Annotated in this window: 18 protein-coding genes; 13 read left to right on the top strand and 5 right to left on the bottom strand. The window is 54.1% G+C overall.

Annotation, left to right across the window (positions count from 1 at the left end; translation table 11 throughout):
• Positions 1 to 11 precede the first annotated feature (11 nt).
• Positions 12 to 605, bottom strand: a complete 594-nt coding sequence (locus tag MKY74_RS11985; protein ID WP_076170275.1) for a helix-turn-helix domain-containing protein — start codon at positions 603 to 605, stop codon at positions 12 to 14.
• A 313-nt stretch (positions 606 to 918) separates the two neighbouring features.
• Between MKY74_RS11985 and MKY74_RS11990 the strand changes: the two genes are divergently transcribed.
• The 12 genes from MKY74_RS11990 (at position 919) to MKY74_RS12045 (ending at position 9,485) form a co-directional block, all read left to right on the top strand.
• A complete protein-coding gene (locus tag MKY74_RS11990) occupies positions 919 to 2,079 on the top strand; it encodes a polysaccharide deacetylase (RefSeq protein WP_076170274.1) in 1,161 nt (386 codons plus the stop codon).
• Positions 2,080 to 2,195: 116 nt separating this feature from the next.
• Positions 2,196 to 2,612, top strand: a complete 417-nt coding sequence (locus MKY74_RS11995) for a phage holin family protein (RefSeq protein ID WP_076170273.1) — start codon at positions 2,196 to 2,198, stop codon at positions 2,610 to 2,612.
• Between the two features lie 88 nt (positions 2,613 to 2,700).
• Entirely contained in the window at positions 2,701 to 2,988 is a 288-nt protein-coding gene (locus MKY74_RS12000; RefSeq protein ID WP_076170272.1) for a Dabb family protein, read from the top strand.
• A 155-nt stretch (positions 2,989 to 3,143) separates the two neighbouring features.
• Complete coding sequence (locus MKY74_RS12005) at positions 3,144 to 3,569, top strand: DUF86 domain-containing protein (RefSeq protein ID WP_076170271.1); 426 nt, start codon at positions 3,144 to 3,146, stop codon at positions 3,567 to 3,569.
• A 184-nt stretch (positions 3,570 to 3,753) separates the two neighbouring features.
• On the top strand, positions 3,754 to 4,218 hold the full coding sequence (locus MKY74_RS12010) for a hypothetical protein (RefSeq protein WP_076170270.1): 465 nt from the start codon (positions 3,754 to 3,756) through the stop codon (positions 4,216 to 4,218).
• 3 nt (positions 4,219 to 4,221) lie between these two features.
• Positions 4,222 to 4,563 carry a YtxH domain-containing protein gene (locus MKY74_RS12015; protein WP_076170269.1) on the top strand — a complete coding sequence of 114 codons (342 nt, stop codon included), beginning with the start codon at positions 4,222 to 4,224 and terminating at the stop codon, positions 4,561 to 4,563.
• 206 nt (positions 4,564 to 4,769) lie between these two features.
• The gene (racE, locus tag MKY74_RS12020) at positions 4,770 to 5,582 is read left to right on the top strand and encodes a glutamate racemase (RefSeq protein ID WP_076170743.1); all 813 of its coding nucleotides are present in this window, start codon (positions 4,770 to 4,772) and stop codon (positions 5,580 to 5,582) included.
• A 339-nt stretch (positions 5,583 to 5,921) separates the two neighbouring features.
• Positions 5,922 to 7,121 (top strand): M14 family metallopeptidase, encoded by a 1,200-nt coding sequence (locus MKY74_RS12025; protein ID WP_076170268.1) that lies wholly within the window; start codon positions 5,922 to 5,924, stop codon positions 7,119 to 7,121.
• A gap of 168 nt (positions 7,122 to 7,289) precedes the next feature.
• Positions 7,290 to 7,571: a hypothetical protein gene (locus MKY74_RS12030; protein ID WP_076170267.1), complete on the top strand. Its 282-nt coding sequence runs from the start codon at positions 7,290 to 7,292 to the stop codon at positions 7,569 to 7,571.
• Between the two features lie 174 nt (positions 7,572 to 7,745).
• Positions 7,746 to 8,048, top strand: a complete 303-nt coding sequence (locus MKY74_RS12035; RefSeq protein WP_076170266.1) for a heme biosynthesis protein HemY — start codon at positions 7,746 to 7,748, stop codon at positions 8,046 to 8,048.
• Positions 8,049 to 8,182: 134 nt separating this feature from the next.
• Entirely contained in the window at positions 8,183 to 8,464 is a 282-nt protein-coding gene (locus tag MKY74_RS12040; protein WP_076170265.1) for a hypothetical protein, read from the top strand.
• Between the two features lie 196 nt (positions 8,465 to 8,660).
• On the top strand, positions 8,661 to 9,485 hold the full coding sequence (locus tag MKY74_RS12045) for an aldo/keto reductase (RefSeq protein WP_076170264.1): 825 nt from the start codon (positions 8,661 to 8,663) through the stop codon (positions 9,483 to 9,485).
• A gap of 61 nt (positions 9,486 to 9,546) precedes the next feature.
• Here the strand turns inward: MKY74_RS12045 and MKY74_RS12050 are convergent, their stop codons facing one another.
• Positions 9,547 to 11,496 (bottom strand): LTA synthase family protein, encoded by a 1,950-nt coding sequence (locus MKY74_RS12050; protein ID WP_076170741.1) that lies wholly within the window; start codon positions 11,494 to 11,496, stop codon positions 9,547 to 9,549.
• Positions 11,497 to 11,623: 127 nt separating this feature from the next.
• The gene (locus MKY74_RS12055; protein WP_076170263.1) at positions 11,624 to 12,763 is read right to left on the bottom strand and encodes a THUMP domain-containing class I SAM-dependent RNA methyltransferase; all 1,140 of its coding nucleotides are present in this window, start codon (positions 12,761 to 12,763) and stop codon (positions 11,624 to 11,626) included.
• A 193-nt stretch (positions 12,764 to 12,956) separates the two neighbouring features.
• Between MKY74_RS12055 and MKY74_RS12060 the strand changes: the two genes are divergently transcribed.
• On the top strand, positions 12,957 to 13,583 hold the full coding sequence (locus MKY74_RS12060) for an O-methyltransferase (RefSeq protein WP_076170262.1): 627 nt from the start codon (positions 12,957 to 12,959) through the stop codon (positions 13,581 to 13,583).
• Between the two features lie 96 nt (positions 13,584 to 13,679).
• On the opposite strand, the gene MKY74_RS12065 is transcribed toward MKY74_RS12060, so the two are convergent.
• Together MKY74_RS12065 and MKY74_RS12070 are read right to left on the bottom strand one after the other, a co-directional pair.
• Positions 13,680 to 14,942, bottom strand: a complete 1,263-nt coding sequence (locus tag MKY74_RS12065; RefSeq protein WP_076170261.1) for an asparaginase — start codon at positions 14,940 to 14,942, stop codon at positions 13,680 to 13,682.
• Between the two features lie 446 nt (positions 14,943 to 15,388).
• Entirely contained in the window at positions 15,389 to 16,600 is a 1,212-nt protein-coding gene (locus MKY74_RS12070) for an MFS transporter (protein ID WP_076170260.1), read from the bottom strand.
• Position 16,601 lies beyond the last annotated feature (1 nt).

Here is a 16,601-nt window from a genome sequence, read left to right on the forward strand (position 1 = left end):
AGCCAAAAGTGTCATGATTCCTCGTCCTGCAATATGCAGTCGGCAAACAAAATGAATTTCGGGATGCGGAAAAATTGTTCCGCCCGGTCTTGAAAGCTGGCTGACGGCAGCGTCCCTTGGTGCAGCCATTTCCGGAACGTTCCGGGATGGATGTCCATCCATTCGCTGACGTCGCTGACGGACAGGTCGTGAACCATGCACAGCCCCGTTAGTATTTTGTTGCTGACAGGCGACCGAGTCAGCGTCCGGCGCATGAAGCGCGAAGAGGAAGGCTGACAGATGATCGGGCTTGTAGATGTAACGGTATGATTAAACAGAATGTGATGCGGATAGCCCAGGTATTGGCATACCTTGTCCAAATTCTTTTTTCCCGGGATCCGTCCTTCATATACCCAGGCGCTCACGCTCCGGGAAGAAACCGAAATGTCCTCAGCCAGCTGGGACAGCTTGATGTCGTTGGCCATCAGGACAGCCAGCAGCACGCGGTTGCGGATTTGGCAGCGGGATGGCTTGCGGAAGCGTTTGACGCGGATTCCTTTTCCTAAGTATTTGCGATTGATCAGAGACCACGCCTGAATGGAATGCGGTTCTTGTTGTTTAGGCATATTTCCTCCGATGATTTTTCTTAAAATTCTACAATAGTTTCGGCTACGTTTTCAATAGTGCTATCGCCTGTTTCTGCAAGGTCCCGGTTTTCAGCCGAATGACCCGGGAATTTACGGTATCCCGTTGTCAAGTGAATAATAGGAACTATTTTTTCACTTCAACCCCAAAATGCTTCCAATTCAGTCATCAAACTGTTACCGAATTGAAATTGAACTCGCCAGCCGGGAAGGGTACAATGCAAGGGTGCTAGATTACTAGATTCGCGTATCTACGACATCTTAGCCAAATCCGAGAGAAAAAGGTTGGTAGATTATGTTGAAAAAGAAGTTGCACTACTCGAAATGGCTCTTATCATTCCTGCTTGTTTTTAGCACTGTACTTTCGGCAGAAGGAGGGCTGGCTACAGCCGCGGGCAGCACGGCGTCCTCTGTCAAGGCTTCCGTCTTTGTCGCTGTCAATGACAAACTGATCACTTACGACCAGCCCCAGCCGCTTATACATAACGGTACATTGTTTGTACCCGTCGCCTCTACGGTTTCCCAGATGAATGCGTCGGCGAAGTACGCCGCAGGCAAGCTGACCATTTCGCGCGGAAAGCAGGCGCTTGTCCTGACGGTTCCCGGGAAGGACGCCATTCTGAAAAACGGAAGAACGCTCGTCTCCCTGCGGAAGCTGACCGACAAGTTCGGCTACCAAATTTCCTACAATGCCGCCCAGTCGCTGTACCGTGCGGTGAACAGCTCCGCCTCCTTGACGGACCATCAGCTGGCACTGAAATACAGCACGTATATTAAGGAACATAAGAAGACGGCTGTCCAGAAGCCTTCCACGGGGAACGGCACGACGGCGCAGCAGGGCAGCAAAGTGATCTACATTACGTTCGACGACGGTCCGAATGCAGGTACGACCCGCCTGCTCGACGTGCTGGACCGGAATCAGGTGAAGGCGACCTTCTTTATGCTGGGAAATAACATCGCTTCGCATCCGTCCGCGGTCCGCAGGATCGTGAAGGAAGGGCATGGGGCCGGCCTGCACGGCATGAGTCACAAGAAAAATACGTTCTACGCATCACCTTCGTCCGCGCTGGGTGAGATGAACACCGATAACGACAAGCTGCACGCCGCCGCTGGCGTTTATACGAAAATGATCCGCCCGCCTTATGGAAGCAAGCCTTATTTTACTCAGAGCTACCGGGATTTGACGGCTTCGTACGGCTACCATCTGTGGGATTGGAACATTGATTCGGACGACTGGCGCTACAAGAGCAATCCGCAGACGATTTATAACAACGTGCTGAGAGATGTGAAGGCCATGAAGAAGAGAGGGGTTACCCCGATCGTGCTTTTCCATGACCAGACGGCGACCACGTCGATTCTGGACAAGCTGATCAAAGCGCTGAAAGCCGAAGGTTACACGTTCAAGCCGCTGACCAACAGCACGCCGCCAGTCAATTTCTGGAACGACAAACGGTAAGACACATCGTCCTGCAAATCTATGAAATAGGCCCGTGATGGAAGATATCCGACTGCGCAGATTCCTCTCTCCTTTCATACTCATATAAGAGATGGTAGGAAAGGAGGGGCTGTGAGATGAATCATCTGGTTGTTAACGGCATCAGTGCGGCCGCTGGCGGAATTCTTACCGTTGTATTGGGAGGGTGGGATCAGCTGCTTACCGTGTTTCTGATCACCATACTCATCGACTATGCAACGGGGGTTCTGGCCTCCATCAAGGAAGGATCCGGCTTGGACAGCCAGGTCGGATTCTGGGGTCTTACCCGGAAAGCGCTGATGCTGCTCGTCATCGTCCTTGCGCACCAGATGGACGTGCTGATCGGCAGCGGGAGCGACGTCATCAAGACGGGGGCGATCTATTTTTACATGTCCAACGAACTCATATCGATTACCGAAAATTACGGACGGCTTGGCCTGCCCCTGCCGGATAAAATCCGCCAGCTCATCGCCGTTTTGCGAAATAAAGACAAAGGTAACGGTCCCGATCTGTGACGGTTCTTCATGTTTCCTTTCCCTGAGGGGGAGGATATGGTATATTTTTCTCAGTACACTTTTCGAATGGGACAAGGAGCATGATACCATGATTAAGCATATCGTCTTCTTTAAATTAAAGGACAGATCACCGGAAAGTATTGAACGCACCGCCGCAGTCCTCCGCAATATGGAAGGGAAGATCCCGCAGCTCGTATCGATTGAGGTTGGACTCGATGTCATCCATTCGGAACGTTCTTTTGATATCGCGCTGGTGACAGAGCTTGCATCGCTGGAAGATCTGCAGGCTTACCAGGTTCATCCTGAGCACCAGATCGTGATCCGCCACATCAACGAAGTGAAAGACGTATCCGTGAGTGTGGACTACGAATTCTAAAGAATAGGAAGAATGGGACATGAGCGATTTAGAATATCCAATGGAGACCTTATTCCTGCTCATCGTATTTATTGCGGCCTTGTTTGTCATGTTATTCTGGCTGAAGCGCCGCGGAAAACGGGACAAATAAATTTCCACATCATGGAGGTAAGGCCGTGTATTACGTGAACCAGGAACAAATTCAGCGGCGTCTGGAAGCGATTCCGGATATCGTGGAAGCATTGAAGCAGGTTGCCGGGAATTGGGATGGCGGGATTGTGTCCGGTTTCGTTCAGGAACGGGCGCTGCATTTGGCCATCGAGGTCGTAACCGATGTCGGCAGCTATTTAATTGATGGATTTATTATGCGCGATGCAAGCAGCTACGAGGATATCGTAGAAATTACGCATGAGGAGCGCGTGTTTGACGATGAAGTGTTTGCCGTGCTGGCGGAGCTCGTCAGTCTCCGCAAACCGTTGGTGCAGGAATATTACGCATGGGACCGGAGAAGCCTGCACAAGCTGACCCCGGTTTTGCCGGACATTCTCGAACAGTTTTCCGTGCAGGTGCGTGATTATTTGAAGCAGGAGCTGGGTGCGTAATCCAGTTCTCCGCCGCAGCGGCATAGGTTGTTATTGGCCCGTCCATGGGAATGGACGGGTCTTTTTGTGTTTCTGCAGATTTTTTTAAAAAATAGCGCCCATTTTGTGTCAAGACAACCCCGCCCTGCTTATAATACACCATCAACTAGGCATTAGCCCGGCTGGGCGAAGGGAGTGAAACATCATGGCGGAATGGGGCTATATACTCATCGCTTGCGGATTTATCATGTTCGCTGTTGTGGCAATGATCCTTCTACATACGCTGAGGAGAGTACTGCTGCGGGCGGAATCCGTTTTGGGGAAGGCGGGAGCCGACATGACACAGCTGGCTGCAGAATCCAGGGAGCTGCTGACTCAGGCATCTTCAACACTGTCGCTTCTGCATGAACGGGTGGAAGACATCGAACCGTTCAGTTCATCGCTTCGGCTGGCTGGCGAAACTTTAACCGGCACGCTGGAGCGGGTAGATTCGATTTCGAAGCTCGTCACCGATTCCGCCATGGAGCGCCTGGAGAAAGCCCACCGCGACAATGAGCTTCGGCTCGCGGAAGCGTTTCGGTGGCTGGATGTGGGGCTGTCGGTATGGCACTCTTGGAAGCAGGAGGCTTACCCGCCGGGAACGGTGCCATCAAGCGAAAAGGAGAGATGAGATATGAAGGAAAAGAATAAAAGCCTGCTGTGGGGCGCATTGGTCGGAAGTATTGTAGGGTCGGTAACCGCGCTGCTGCTCGCGCCGAAATCCGGGAAAGAACTGCGTCAGGATATTGCGGAGGGCGCACGCACGGTTGGCGGCAAAACCCAGGAATGGGCCGGCAAGGTGAAAGATACCGCAGGCAACGTCATCGCCGATATCCAGTCCTGGCGCAAGTCCAAGGCTGACGGGGAAGAAGCCGGCGAATTGGCCCAAATCTCCTCTTTCTCGGAAGAAGCCGCCGGCGAGCCCGATGAGTTCGAAGATTTCGATTTGATCGACGCCGAAGCGAAGCGTGACTAATTTGGAAGCAGGCATGAATTCAGGATCGTAAAACGCAGGCCCACTCCTGGTGTCACCCGGGAGCAGGGCCTGTTTTTCCATATTTTCGGGTGCGTTGCCGTGGTTGTCCGAAAAAACGAAATGGGTTAAGATATGAGGTACGTTTTGTTGACGGTTTTCATATGGTAGCTACAGAGAGAAGAAAACGAGAAGGAAGCGGTGTGTTCGTGCAGCAGGCAATCGCAATTTTAGACTCGGGTGTGGGCGGGCTCACCGTGGCCAAAGAGGTCATGAGACAGCTCCCACGGGAAAAAATCATATATTTTGGAGACACCGCCCGCACCCCTTACGGACCCCGTTCGTCCGATGAAGTGAGAAAATTTACAGAGCAGATCGTCGATTTTCTGATCCAATTCAGTCCCAAGACGATCGTGATCGCCTGCAATACGGCGACAGCTGCGGCGCTGGACTATATTTCCGGGAAAGTGCCGATTCCGGTCATCGGGGTGATTCATCCCGGAGCCAGAGCCGCCATCAGCGCGACCAAAACGGGTCAAGTGGGCGTCATCGGGACCGTCGGTACGATTCGCAGCGGGGCCTATACCACCGCGCTTCAGCAGCTGTCGCCTTATGTCAAGGTGGTCAGCCAGGCTTGTCCGGATCTGGTTCCGCTCGTGGAGCAGGGTTTGTTCCGCTCGGAAGAAACGACGGCGATCGTGGAAAGGTCGCTCGCGGGAATCCGCCAATCCGACATCGATTGTCTGATTTTGGGATGCACGCATTATCCTTTTTTGAAGGATACGATCCAGGAAGTGATCGGCAGCAGCGTCAAGCTGATCAGCTCGGCGAACGAGACGGCCCGTGAAATCAGCACTATTCTGTATAATCAAGGGCAGCTCGCGAGCCGGGAGGAGAGCCCGGTCCATCAGTTTTTTTGCAGCGGCGACCCCGAAATGTTTAAACGGATCGCAAAGCTGTGGCTGGGGGAGCAAATCCGGCGGACGCCGGTCGTATGGCAGGTCTCCAAATTTGATGAATAAGGATTTTGGATGGTCTCAAATCCGTAAGCCGCCTTCAGGGTGACTTACGGATTTTTTGGATATAAGGAAAAGGAAGTCGCGGCATTCCTATCGTGTGACAACTCCGTTTAAATGGAGTCTGGCTTCCTTGAGGTTTGCTTAGAGTGATCGTAGGAACATTTTACGTATATGCCCTTATCATCGATTTCAATTTTCAACTCATACAGAGACTTTTTTATTTTTTCTAAAAGGACGCAGGGCGTTAGGGATCGTTTTTACCGCATGGGCCAAGCTCACTGGGGCATACAATGTTACGAATGGTGATGACTGCGGTCTAGTCCCGCGGAAAGGAACGATGCCATGCAGCAGTATACCGTGAAGAAAGGCGACACCCTGAGACGCATCGCCGCAAGCAAGGGGTTATCGGCGAGTCATATTATCAATGCCAACCCTTGGGCTCCCGACCAGCCCTATTTAATTCCGGGGCAGATTCTGTACCTTCCCTCTTCTCCGCGCAGAAGGTATGAGGTTCAGGCGGGCGATACGCTGGACCGCATCGCTGCGGCCTTTCAAACCCGGGAAGAGGCGATCATGGAGATGAATCCCGGCATTTCGCCGCATGTTCTTCCCGAAGGGCGCATCTTGGTGCTTCCTCCGTCCGAACGGGCGGGTATTGTCCAGCTTCTGGGAGAATACGGTTACCGTCAGATGAAGGAGGATATCCGGCAGTTGGCGGCGTTCTATCCTAAGATCGAAACCGGATCGATTGGAGAGAGCGTACTCGGAAAACCGCTTCCGTATGTAAAAATCGGGGAAGGCGGCAAACATATACATGTGAACGCTTCCATCCATGCAAACGAATGGATTACGACGCCGTCCGTCATGCGTTTCATCGAGGAATACGTCTGCAGTCTGCAATACGGGGAGCGCTGGAACGGCTATGATCCCGTGCAGTGGTACCAGCAGTGCACGCTCTGGGTCGTCCCGATGGTCAATCCGGACGGCGTGGAGCTGGTTCAAGAAGGGATTCATCCCGGCCATCCGTATTACAGGCAGCTGACGGAGTGGAACGGCTGCCGCCGCGACTTCCGGCATTGGAAGGCCAATATTCACGGCGTGGACCTGGGCGATCAGTTCCCGGCCCATTGGGAGGAAGAGGTGCAAAGGCGGGGCAAACGTTCTCCGTCCCCCCGGGATTACCCGGGTACCGCTCCGCTGACGGAGCCGGAAGCGGCCGCGCTGGCGGCCTTTACGCTGGAAACGTCGCCTGATGCGGCCGTATCTCTGCACAGCCAGGGGCAGGAGATTTACTGGAATTACCGCAACTATGAGCCCAAGGAGAGCCGGGAATGGTCCCGCCGCCTGGGCCAGGTCAGCGGCTATCGTCCCGTAAGGCTGGAAGGCAGCGACGCCGGCTATAAAGATTGGTTTATCCAGCATTTCCGCCGTCCCGGCTTTACTGTCGAGGTCGGGTTGGGCAAAAACCCGCTTCCGCTTGAGGATTACGATCAAATCAGCCTGGACGTCGGTTTGATTCTGGCTGAACTCATGTCATTGTGAAAAAAATATTGAAACATTTTCTGCAAGATTACGTATGATATGATTAAGGGAGCGGACGCTGTGTTAGGTTTAAGTAAAGACCGGCGATCGTTTCCTTTTTTCGCATGAGAGCTCGTCCAGATCCGGATGGATCCGTACTACAAGTATACAAGAAGAGGAGGGAAAGGCATGAAATGGAGAAGATTGCTGTCGCTGCGGCGCTGGTCCCACATGTTCTCGCGGATTTGGCGCTACCTGGTTTCGCCTCATGTGGCCATCATGGACAAGCTGCTGTTTCTCGTTCCGGTGGTGCTGTATTGGGTGCTGCCCGACGTTATGCCGTTTATCCCGATTGACGATATAGGAGTCACGATGCTGATGACGGGATGGTTTGTCTCCCGAATGGATAAAAAATACCCCGGTCTGCTGGACAACGGTACGATTCAGCCGCCCAAAGGTCCGGTGCGCTGAGGCTTCTTGCCATCCTATATCCGATACTGTACAATCAATAGTTACAAATAGAATGAACTCAAGAAATTTATGTTGAAGAGCTTGGATAAACTTTTACAACAGGGGTTCAATTCGAAACTTGAGTTCAATCTATACCGTATGTAAAACTGACCTTACCTATAGGAGATGTAGCCGATGAAATGCAAAATTACCCGCAATGCGGCCAAGGTGCTTAAAAAGGAACTAGAGAAGGAAGAAAACCGCGATCTGAAGCTTCGCGTGCTCGTGACCCACGCCCATGGCGACCATGCGCACTACGGCCTGGATATGGACAAGCCCAAGGATTCGGATGAAATCGTCAGCACCGATAAGGAAATCGATGTGCTTCTGGACAAGAATGAGCCGCTTCTTGACGGCGTCAAAATCGACTATTTGTATTTTCCGCAGGAAGGCTTTGTGATCACCAATCCATCCCAAGGCAACCACGGCGATCACTAAGGCGCTCTATTTCGAACCTGTGTGCAGGGACCTGATGGAAAATGGTGGATTCCCGGATTGCTGCATAGTTCCGCTCCTTCCATACCATTCTAAGGACGGGTAGGAACTTTGTAGTGAAGGGAGAGCAACTGTTTATGACAACACGTTACGATTCCAGTCTGCAATCACAAAATTCGGTATCCCAGGCTCAAAACGCGGTGGAAAAGCTCCACAACGCGGTTTCCTCGGCTCTGTCCCATCCGACCGGGCAAATGATCGAGCAGGCGCACAACCGTCTGGCTCATACGGAACAAGCCGTACGTCAAGCTGGCCTGGCGGAGAACCGTCAAGCCGTCGAATTGGCAGAAGAAATGTTGGCCGAGGAGAAGAGCCGTTTGGCGTCACTGACGTCCGAGGAAGGGAAATCGAATTCGTAGGTTCCTGTCTGAACCCGTGAAGCGCACTGTGCTTTGCGGGTTTTTTGCATGTCATCCTTCGGGATTCGGGTCATATCCATACAGCGGAGTGCCGACTATATTGAAAGGGCTTTTTTGGGGCCCGTCCCTGATTATGCTATAATGAGGATTGTCTTCTTTAGTCTCCTCATTATTTCATAAGGAAGGTTGTGAGAGTATGAAGCACATTACCGATTGCACCATCCTGAATAACGGAGTTACGATGCCATGGCTTGGGCTAGGCACCTTCAAAGCCCAAGGGGACGATGTGTATAAGGCGGTAAAGCTGGCGCTGGAAATCGGCTACCGAAGCATCGACACTGCAAAGGTTTATGGCAACGAGGAAGAAGTGGGCCGCGCGATTGCCGAGAGCGGCATTCCGAGAGGCGAGCTTTTCGTCACGACCAAAGTGTGGAACGATGACCAGGGTTATGATTCCACACTCCAGGCCTTCGAAGGCAGCCAGAAGCGGCTTGGCCTCGAGGTCATCGATTTGTACCTGATTCATTGGCCTGGCAAAGACAAATTCAAAGATACGTGGAAAGCGATGGAGCGCCTGTATGAGGAAGGACAAATCCGCGCCATCGGCGTCAGCAACTTCCACGTTCACCATCTAAAGGACCTGCTGCAGGACAGCAGGACGGTTCCTGCCGTGAACCAGGTGGAGCTGCACCCGCGGCTGATCCAGCAGGAGCTGCAGGATTTCTGCGGCGCACAGGGAATCCAGCTCGAAGCGTGGAGCCCGCTGATGCAGGGCAAGCTTACCGATGATTCGACGCTGGCCGGCATCGCCCAGAAATACGGCAAAACGCCGGCTCAGGTTATCCTGCGCTGGAACCTCCAGAACAAGATCGTCACGATTCCGAAGTCGGTTACTCCTTCCCGGATACGCGAGAATGCGGACATCTTTGATTTCGAGCTGTCGTCCGACGAAATCAAGAAGATCGACAGCCTTAATCAGAACCGTCGCGTCGGCAGCGATCCGGACAAGCTTCTGTTCTAGCATTCTCTTCCATATAAGCAGCAAAAACCCGGACTCCTTAAGGAGTTCCGGGTTTTTCTTTTTAATTGAGCTCAGGGATCAGGTCATACTGCAAGGTTTCATCGGAGGTGTACAGCTCCTTTTTCGCCCGGTCGTAGCCGGCACGGCAAGTGCTGACATCAACTGTTTTGCCGGTCTCCAGACTATAGCAGCTGCCATCCTCGAACATGCCGCTTTGGGAGGGAATGTAAAACCGTTTGCCGTCTGTATAAGCTCCGCTGCGCAGGACCACGAACCGGTCTTTGCCGTCAAACAGGTCATTTCCCATCATATACTGGGACTTGGCGGAGATGCCCAGCAGGTGCAGGAGCGATGGCGCCATGTCCAGCTGTCCGGCGGGTTGGTTATACACCCCTGCGCCTTCCCCGTCCGGCAGATGCACGAGGAGCGGCACCTCGTTCATGATCTGCTCCATGTCCAAATCGGTCAGGCTTTTGCCCAGAAACTTCTCATAGACCGCTTTGTCCTTCACCGAATTGTCATGATCCCCGTAGATATACAGGATGGTATGATCCCAAAGGCCGTCCTGCTTCAGCCGTTCCACCAACTGACCGAGCGCTGCGTCCACATAGTGGATCGCCTGCAGGTAATCTCCGAAGACGGTTCCGTCGAACTCGCCGACATTCAGCTCCTGCACGTCGTCCGGCAGCGAGAACGGATGGTGGGAGGAGAGCGTAATCAGAAACGAGTAGAACGGCTGCGGAAGCTGCTCAATTTGATCCATGGACTGTTTGAAAAAGGATTTGTCCCCAAGCGACCAGCCGAGAGGCTCATCGATTTCGTAATCCTTTTTGCTGAAAAACCGGTCGTAGCCCAAGGTTTCGTACATCGCATTCCGGTTCCAGAAGCTGCCGTCATAAGCATGGAACGCATTTGGCGTGTAGCCGTGCTCCTTCAGGATCGCCGGGAGCGAGTTGAACTGATGGTCAGCGTAGCGGATGAAAACCGAACCGTACGGAACCGGATGCAGGGAAGTCTGGGACGAGAAATCCGCATCGGAGGTTCTGCCCTGGCCGGTTTGATGATAATAATGGCTGAAGTACATGCTTTCCTTCATGAGCCGGTTGAAGTTCGGCGTGATTTCCTGTCCGCCGATCTGCTTGCCGATCATGAAATTCATGAATGCCTCGGTCTGGATGACCATGACGTTGCTGCCCTTGTACTTGCCGAACATGGCGTCGTTCTCCGAACGCGTTGTATCTTTATGATCAAACCATTCCTGCACATGGTCGACTTCGCCCGAAGCGAGCACGGGCTTTGGGCCCAAATGCTCTTTACCGAAGCGGTATGCGTCGTATACATGAAAACCGAGCAGCCCGGTTACGTTATAAAGCGAAAGGTTCCACCAATTTCCGGTAAAGAGGCCGACAGCGTAATAATCGATATAGAACTTGAGCGGCGCAAACGTTACGACGCAGCCGATCACCAGGGCAGCGATCCCGGATGAGAAGCGGCGAGTGAATCCGGCCCTCCGGGATGGTGATTTGCCGACCGTAAAATTCAGTGCCCCCCGTGCCGGACTTCGCCATCCTGACGGTTTCCATATCGCGATGACGGTCAGCAACAGCCAATCCGCGGCAAACCATAGATCGCTCCAATGAAGCAGTGTCATAATGCTGTCCCCGAGGGAGTCCACCTGACTTGCCTGCATCATCACCGTAAAGGTGACCAGATCCTGAAAATATCGGTAGTACACCAGGTCCGTGTACATCAGCGCCGTAAGCAATAGGTTAACGACGATAAGCGCGATCCGCTGTCCGCGCCGGGGAAGCCATAAGGTCCAGAACGATACGAGAATCAGGGATCCGAGGCCGATAAAAAAGTCCAGCGGGTTGAAATCGATTTTGCTGATATGAAGTTTAAAATGGAAAAGAAGCAGCTTATATATCATGAACAGCAAAAATAGGCTGTATGTGAAGTAACGGGAGCGGAAGAACCGCCCGAAGCCGCCATTTGAAGCGTGACTGGACATGCTGTATGAGTAGTTCAAATTGGACAACCTCCTGCTATAGCGTTGTAAATAGGTCATGATAAGATATACCCCAAAACCATATAGGAGCTGTCCAAGTGGACAGCTCCTGACAAAGCGGCAGCGTTTGTTACGAACGGCGGGGCGGAAGAGGCCCCAGGAATTGATAATATTGGCATTCGATGCGGCCGTTGAACAGCTTCCGCCGCTTGTCGGCCTTCCGGCCGAAGTAATGCTCGAACTGTTTGGTCGGGCTTAAGGCAAAGAAGGACCACGTCGGCAGCTGATTGGCCGTATGCCCCAGCGTGCGGACAAGCTTCTCGACTTCGGTCTTCTCGCTGAGCCGCTCCCCGTAAGGCGGATTGGTAATCAGGCAGCCGTATTCCCCTTGCGGATGGGCTTTGGAGGCAGGGAGCACCTGAAAATCGATCTCGCCAGCGAGGCCAGCGCTCTTGGCGGCTGCTTTGGCGACTTCGATCGCCTTCGGATCGATGTCGCTGCCGGTCAGCTGGAGCGGCTCATCGTCCTGCACCGCATCGAACGCTTCCTCGCGCGCCTCGCTCCACAGCTCCTCGGGAATGGCCGGCCAGTGCTCCGAAGGGAAGGACCGGCGCAGACCCGGCGCAATGTTCCAGCCGAGGAGGGCCGCTTCGATCAGGATCGTGCCGGAGCCGCAGCATGGATCATACAGCGGCCGCGACGGATTCCAGCGGCTTATCTGCAGCAAAGCGGCGGCCATTGTCTCCTTCAGCGGGGCTTCGGTAACCAGCTTGCGGTATCCCCGCTTGTGCAGGGCCGGCCCGGTCGTATCCAGCGTCAGCAGCGCCACGTCCTTGAGCAGATTGACTTCGATGACATAACGCGGACCGTTCTCCTGGAACCACTCGGTATGATAGCTCTGTTTCAGCTTTTCAACGATCGCTTTCTTGACGATGCCCTGACAAGCGGGCACGCTGCTGAGCTGGGAGTGGTGGGAGCGGCCTTCCACGGGGAACTCCCCGTTCGCCGGAATCCAGTCCTGCCAGGGCAGCGCTTTGGTCCCTTCAAACAATTCGTCAAACGTCTTGGCGGGGAACTCCCCCATTTTGACGAGGATGCGGTCGGACGTCCGGAGCCACAGGTTGCAGCGGCAAATATCTTTGTAATCTCCGGTAAAATTGACCCTTCCGTTCTCGACTTGAACGTCGTTATAACCTAATTCCTTCAACTCGCGCGCGACGATGGCTTCAAGGCCCATCGGGGCGGTTGCAATCAACTGCAGCTCTGGCATGGTGCGTGTTCAACTCCATTATTCTTGTAGATCACCGTAAAAATTCATACAATGATGGTAGATCCTGCAGCAGTGTTCGAGTGCGGATCTTTGTTCATCCTCACATTATAGGATAATGTAAAGTCAATCACAAACATTTGTGTTCGTTACGTAAAAATTGCCGGGTCCGGTAGGAAAAAGGGGAAGTAGGAAAGTGAATCCAGAACAATATGCAGACCATTTTATCGAAAATGACGAGGTCCTGAATCGGGTCAAGCAGGTGACCGCCGAGAAAGGCATGCCCGAAATCGCCATCGCGCCGGGCTACGGACGGCTGCTGACGCTGCTGGTCAAGGCGACGGGAGCGGCCCGTGTCCTGGAGATCGGGGCGCTGGGCGGATACAGCGGCATTTGTCTCGCCCGGGGGCTTGCACCGGAAGGAACGCTCACCTCGCTCGAACTGAAGCAGGAATTCGCGGACGTTGCGCGGGCCAATGTGACCGAAGCCGGGTTCGGCGGCCAGGTGGAATACCGGGTCGGACCGGCGCTGGACAGCCTGGCACAGCTGAAGGCGGAGGGGCAGAGGTTCGACTTCTTCTTTATCGATGCGGATAAGGAGAACTATCCGAATTACCTGGAGTACGCGATCGAACTGGCCAATCCGGGCGCGCTGATCGCGGGCGACAACACCTTTCTGCGGGGGCGGACCCTCAACCCCGACAAAAACGGCCCTTCGGTGCAGGCGATCCGCCGCTTCAACGAAGCGATGGCGACCGACGACCGGCTGATCGGAACCATTCTCCCGGCTTATGACGGGCTGGCGGTCGCCATGGTCAAGTAAAACAGCAAACGAAAGCCCGATCCGGATGCAGCGCGGATCGGGCTTTTTTTGGAATGAAATAATGATGATGAGTGCAATGATTTCTTGAATGACAGCTTAGTCGATTTCCGTAACCCCGTAGGTCGTGAACCACGACTTGACCGTTTCAAAGTCGCTGCTGAAGGACAGGCAGAGCATCAGGAGGATGCGGGCCTGCTGGGGACTCAAGTTGTCTCCGGAAATGATGCCCTTGCCGCCGCCGTAGACGCTGCCGGAACCGGTCCGGGTCGTGGTGACGAAGACCACACCCTGCTCGACCGCCTTGCTGCGCGCCTTGCTCATCGCGGATGAAATGCCTCCGGCTCCAGTGCCTGCGGTAACGATGCCTTTGGCTCCGGCAGCGGTAAACCCTTCGATGGCTTCGCCGCCCGCGTCTTGATAGGAATAGGCGATTTCGGTTTTCGCCAGATCGGACTTTTTGATTTTGGCGAGGTCGAAGACCGGCTTGCCTTTGCCCGGCCCAAGGAGGGCCCGCTCCGGTGCCCGGTAGATGCGGATCGTCGTTTCATCGATATATCCGACGGCCCCGAGCATCGGCGTCTCGAAAGTGTCGACGCGGTAATCGTTCGTTTTCGTGACCCCGCGGGCGAGGTTGATCGTGTCATTCAGCATGAGGACGGTGCCGAACGAGGCGGTCCGGCCGCTTGCCGACAGCTTGATGGCGTTATAGAGGTTCGCTTTGGCGTCGGAGCCGACGACCGTCCACGGCCGCATGGATCCCGTAATGACGACCGGCTTATCGCTTTGAACGGTCAGATCCAGGAAGTAGGCGATTTCCTCCATCGTGTCGGTGCCGGAAGTGACGACGACGCCGTCGTAGGATTTGAGCGCTTCGTCCACGGCCTTGGACAGGTCGTACAGATCGGCCATCGAATAGGCGGAGGAGCCCGAGTTGCCGAATTGGAGCGTTTCGACGTCGGCGATTTTTTGCTTGTCCGGGAGCTCGCTCACCATTTGCGCGATAGGAATGCTGCCCGCCTTGTAATTTTGGAAGCTGGTCTGGTCGACGGACTGCCCGGCGATGGTGCCGCCAGTGGCGATCACCAGCACGTTAGGCAGCTTGGAGGCCTTGTCGGCATCGGTGATCGGCGGGATGGCCGTGTTGCGAACCGGGGCCGTTGTGCCGGTTGTCGTTGTGGTTGCAGGTGGGGTTGTCGTTACAGCGGGACTTGTCGTTGCGGTTGCCGCCGCTGTCACCGAGCTGCTTGTTACCGCTGCCGCGTCGGCGAATACGCTGCCTGCCGGTGCGGCGAAGAGGGACAGTGCCGTCAGCGCAGATGCATGAATCAGGGACCACTTGCCGAATTTTCTTTTCTCCATCAATCGATCAGCTCCTCATGTGTATGTAATGGTTATGTAATGAAATCTAAGATGATCATATATTGTGTTAGGTTATATGACAAATTATAAGGATCAGCGTGTAAGCGTTTATTATCGAAGAAAATGCTAGATAATAGCCCTTTTTGTTGGTGATTTGATATAATTTATAAAATAATCAGGGGTTGATTTACAATGTGAATGGAGGGGAAACAGTCCTGTGGATCTTATTTCATGTTAGAATATATTACGTATATTAAATTTGGGATTATAGTTAGGGAAACGGAATACATATCGGTGAGTTTGTCATTTGTCACGGGAGGTTACTTTCCATCAGAACATTTTTCGATGAAAACTTGTTCCTTGCGGTCATACGGCAAGAAAAAAAGACGGCCGCAGGGTCACTAATGTGACTCTGCGGCCGTCCCTTTACCGCCAACGGCGGCTGTTCAGCGGTACTGCGGCGTGTTGCTGCGCTTGTACAGCTTCAGCCGCACCCAGACCATATTCAGCAGCAGCAGGCTGCCGGAAATGATGAACAGTCCTTCGATGCCGATAAATCCCGACAGGAATCCGCCGACGAGCGCGCCCAGCATATTGCCGAGTGCGAGCGTGCTCGTGTTGAAGCCGAATGCCCGGCTTTCCATGCCTCCAGGCGTGTAAGAGCGGATGAGGGCATTGACGCTGGGCAGCAGGCCGCCCATGAAGATGCCCATCAGGAAGCGGACGACGATCAGCTGCCATACGCTCTGCACGAACGCCTGCGGGATCAGGCACAGTCCTGCGCCGATCAGAGCGTAGGTCAGAATGCGGTGGGCGCCGACCTTGTCGCTGAAGCGCCCAAGGATCGGGGAGGTGATCATATTGGACAATCCCGTCACGGCGCTGACCACGCCTGCCCAGAAGGCGATGTCAACCGAGGAGCGGTGCAGCTTCTCCACGTACAGCGGCAGGAGCGACATGGGGCTCATCATCGCAAATTGCAGCAGAAACGTTACCGCAAACAGCGCGGGAAGCTGCGGGATACGGGCCAGCTCCTTAAAGCCTTCAAGCACCGACACCTGCGGCGCACGGGCGGCCTTTTCCCGGTTGAAGTTTTCCTTGACCAGGAACAGCGCCAGCAGGGAAGCGGCGAAGATGAGCATGCCGATAATGTAAAAAATCGGACGGAAGCCGATCAGGTCGGCCAAGCCGCCGCCGATCAGCGGTCCGAGAATCGTTCCGGCCACCGAACCCGACTGCATGATCCCCATTGCAAAGCCCATCCGTTCCTTCGGGGTCGTGCTCGATACGAGCGAGATGGATGCCGGGTTGAAGCCGGAGATCGTGCCGTTCAGCAGGCGCAGCAGCAGCAGCTCCCACGGATTCCGGGCAAAGCCCATCAGCACGATGACGATGGCCATCCCGAAGCCGGAGCGCAGCAGCATGATTTTCCGGCCGTACCGGTCCGACAGCTTGCCCCATAATGGCTGAAAAATAAATGAGGTCATGAAGTTGGCCGCAAAAATAAAGCCCGCCCAGAGGCCGATTTCATGCTCGCCCTGCACCCCCAGATCTTTAGCCAGATACAGGGACAGGAACGGCGTGATCATCGTCATCCCGGAGTTGACCAGAAATTGGCCGAACCAAAGCACAATGAGGTTGACCTTCCACGGTTTCAAT

It is taken from the genome of Paenibacillus sp. FSL R5-0378, assembly GCF_038009285.1.
Classification (GTDB): Bacteria; Bacillota; Bacilli; order Paenibacillales; family Paenibacillaceae; genus Paenibacillus_AQ; species Paenibacillus_AQ favisporus.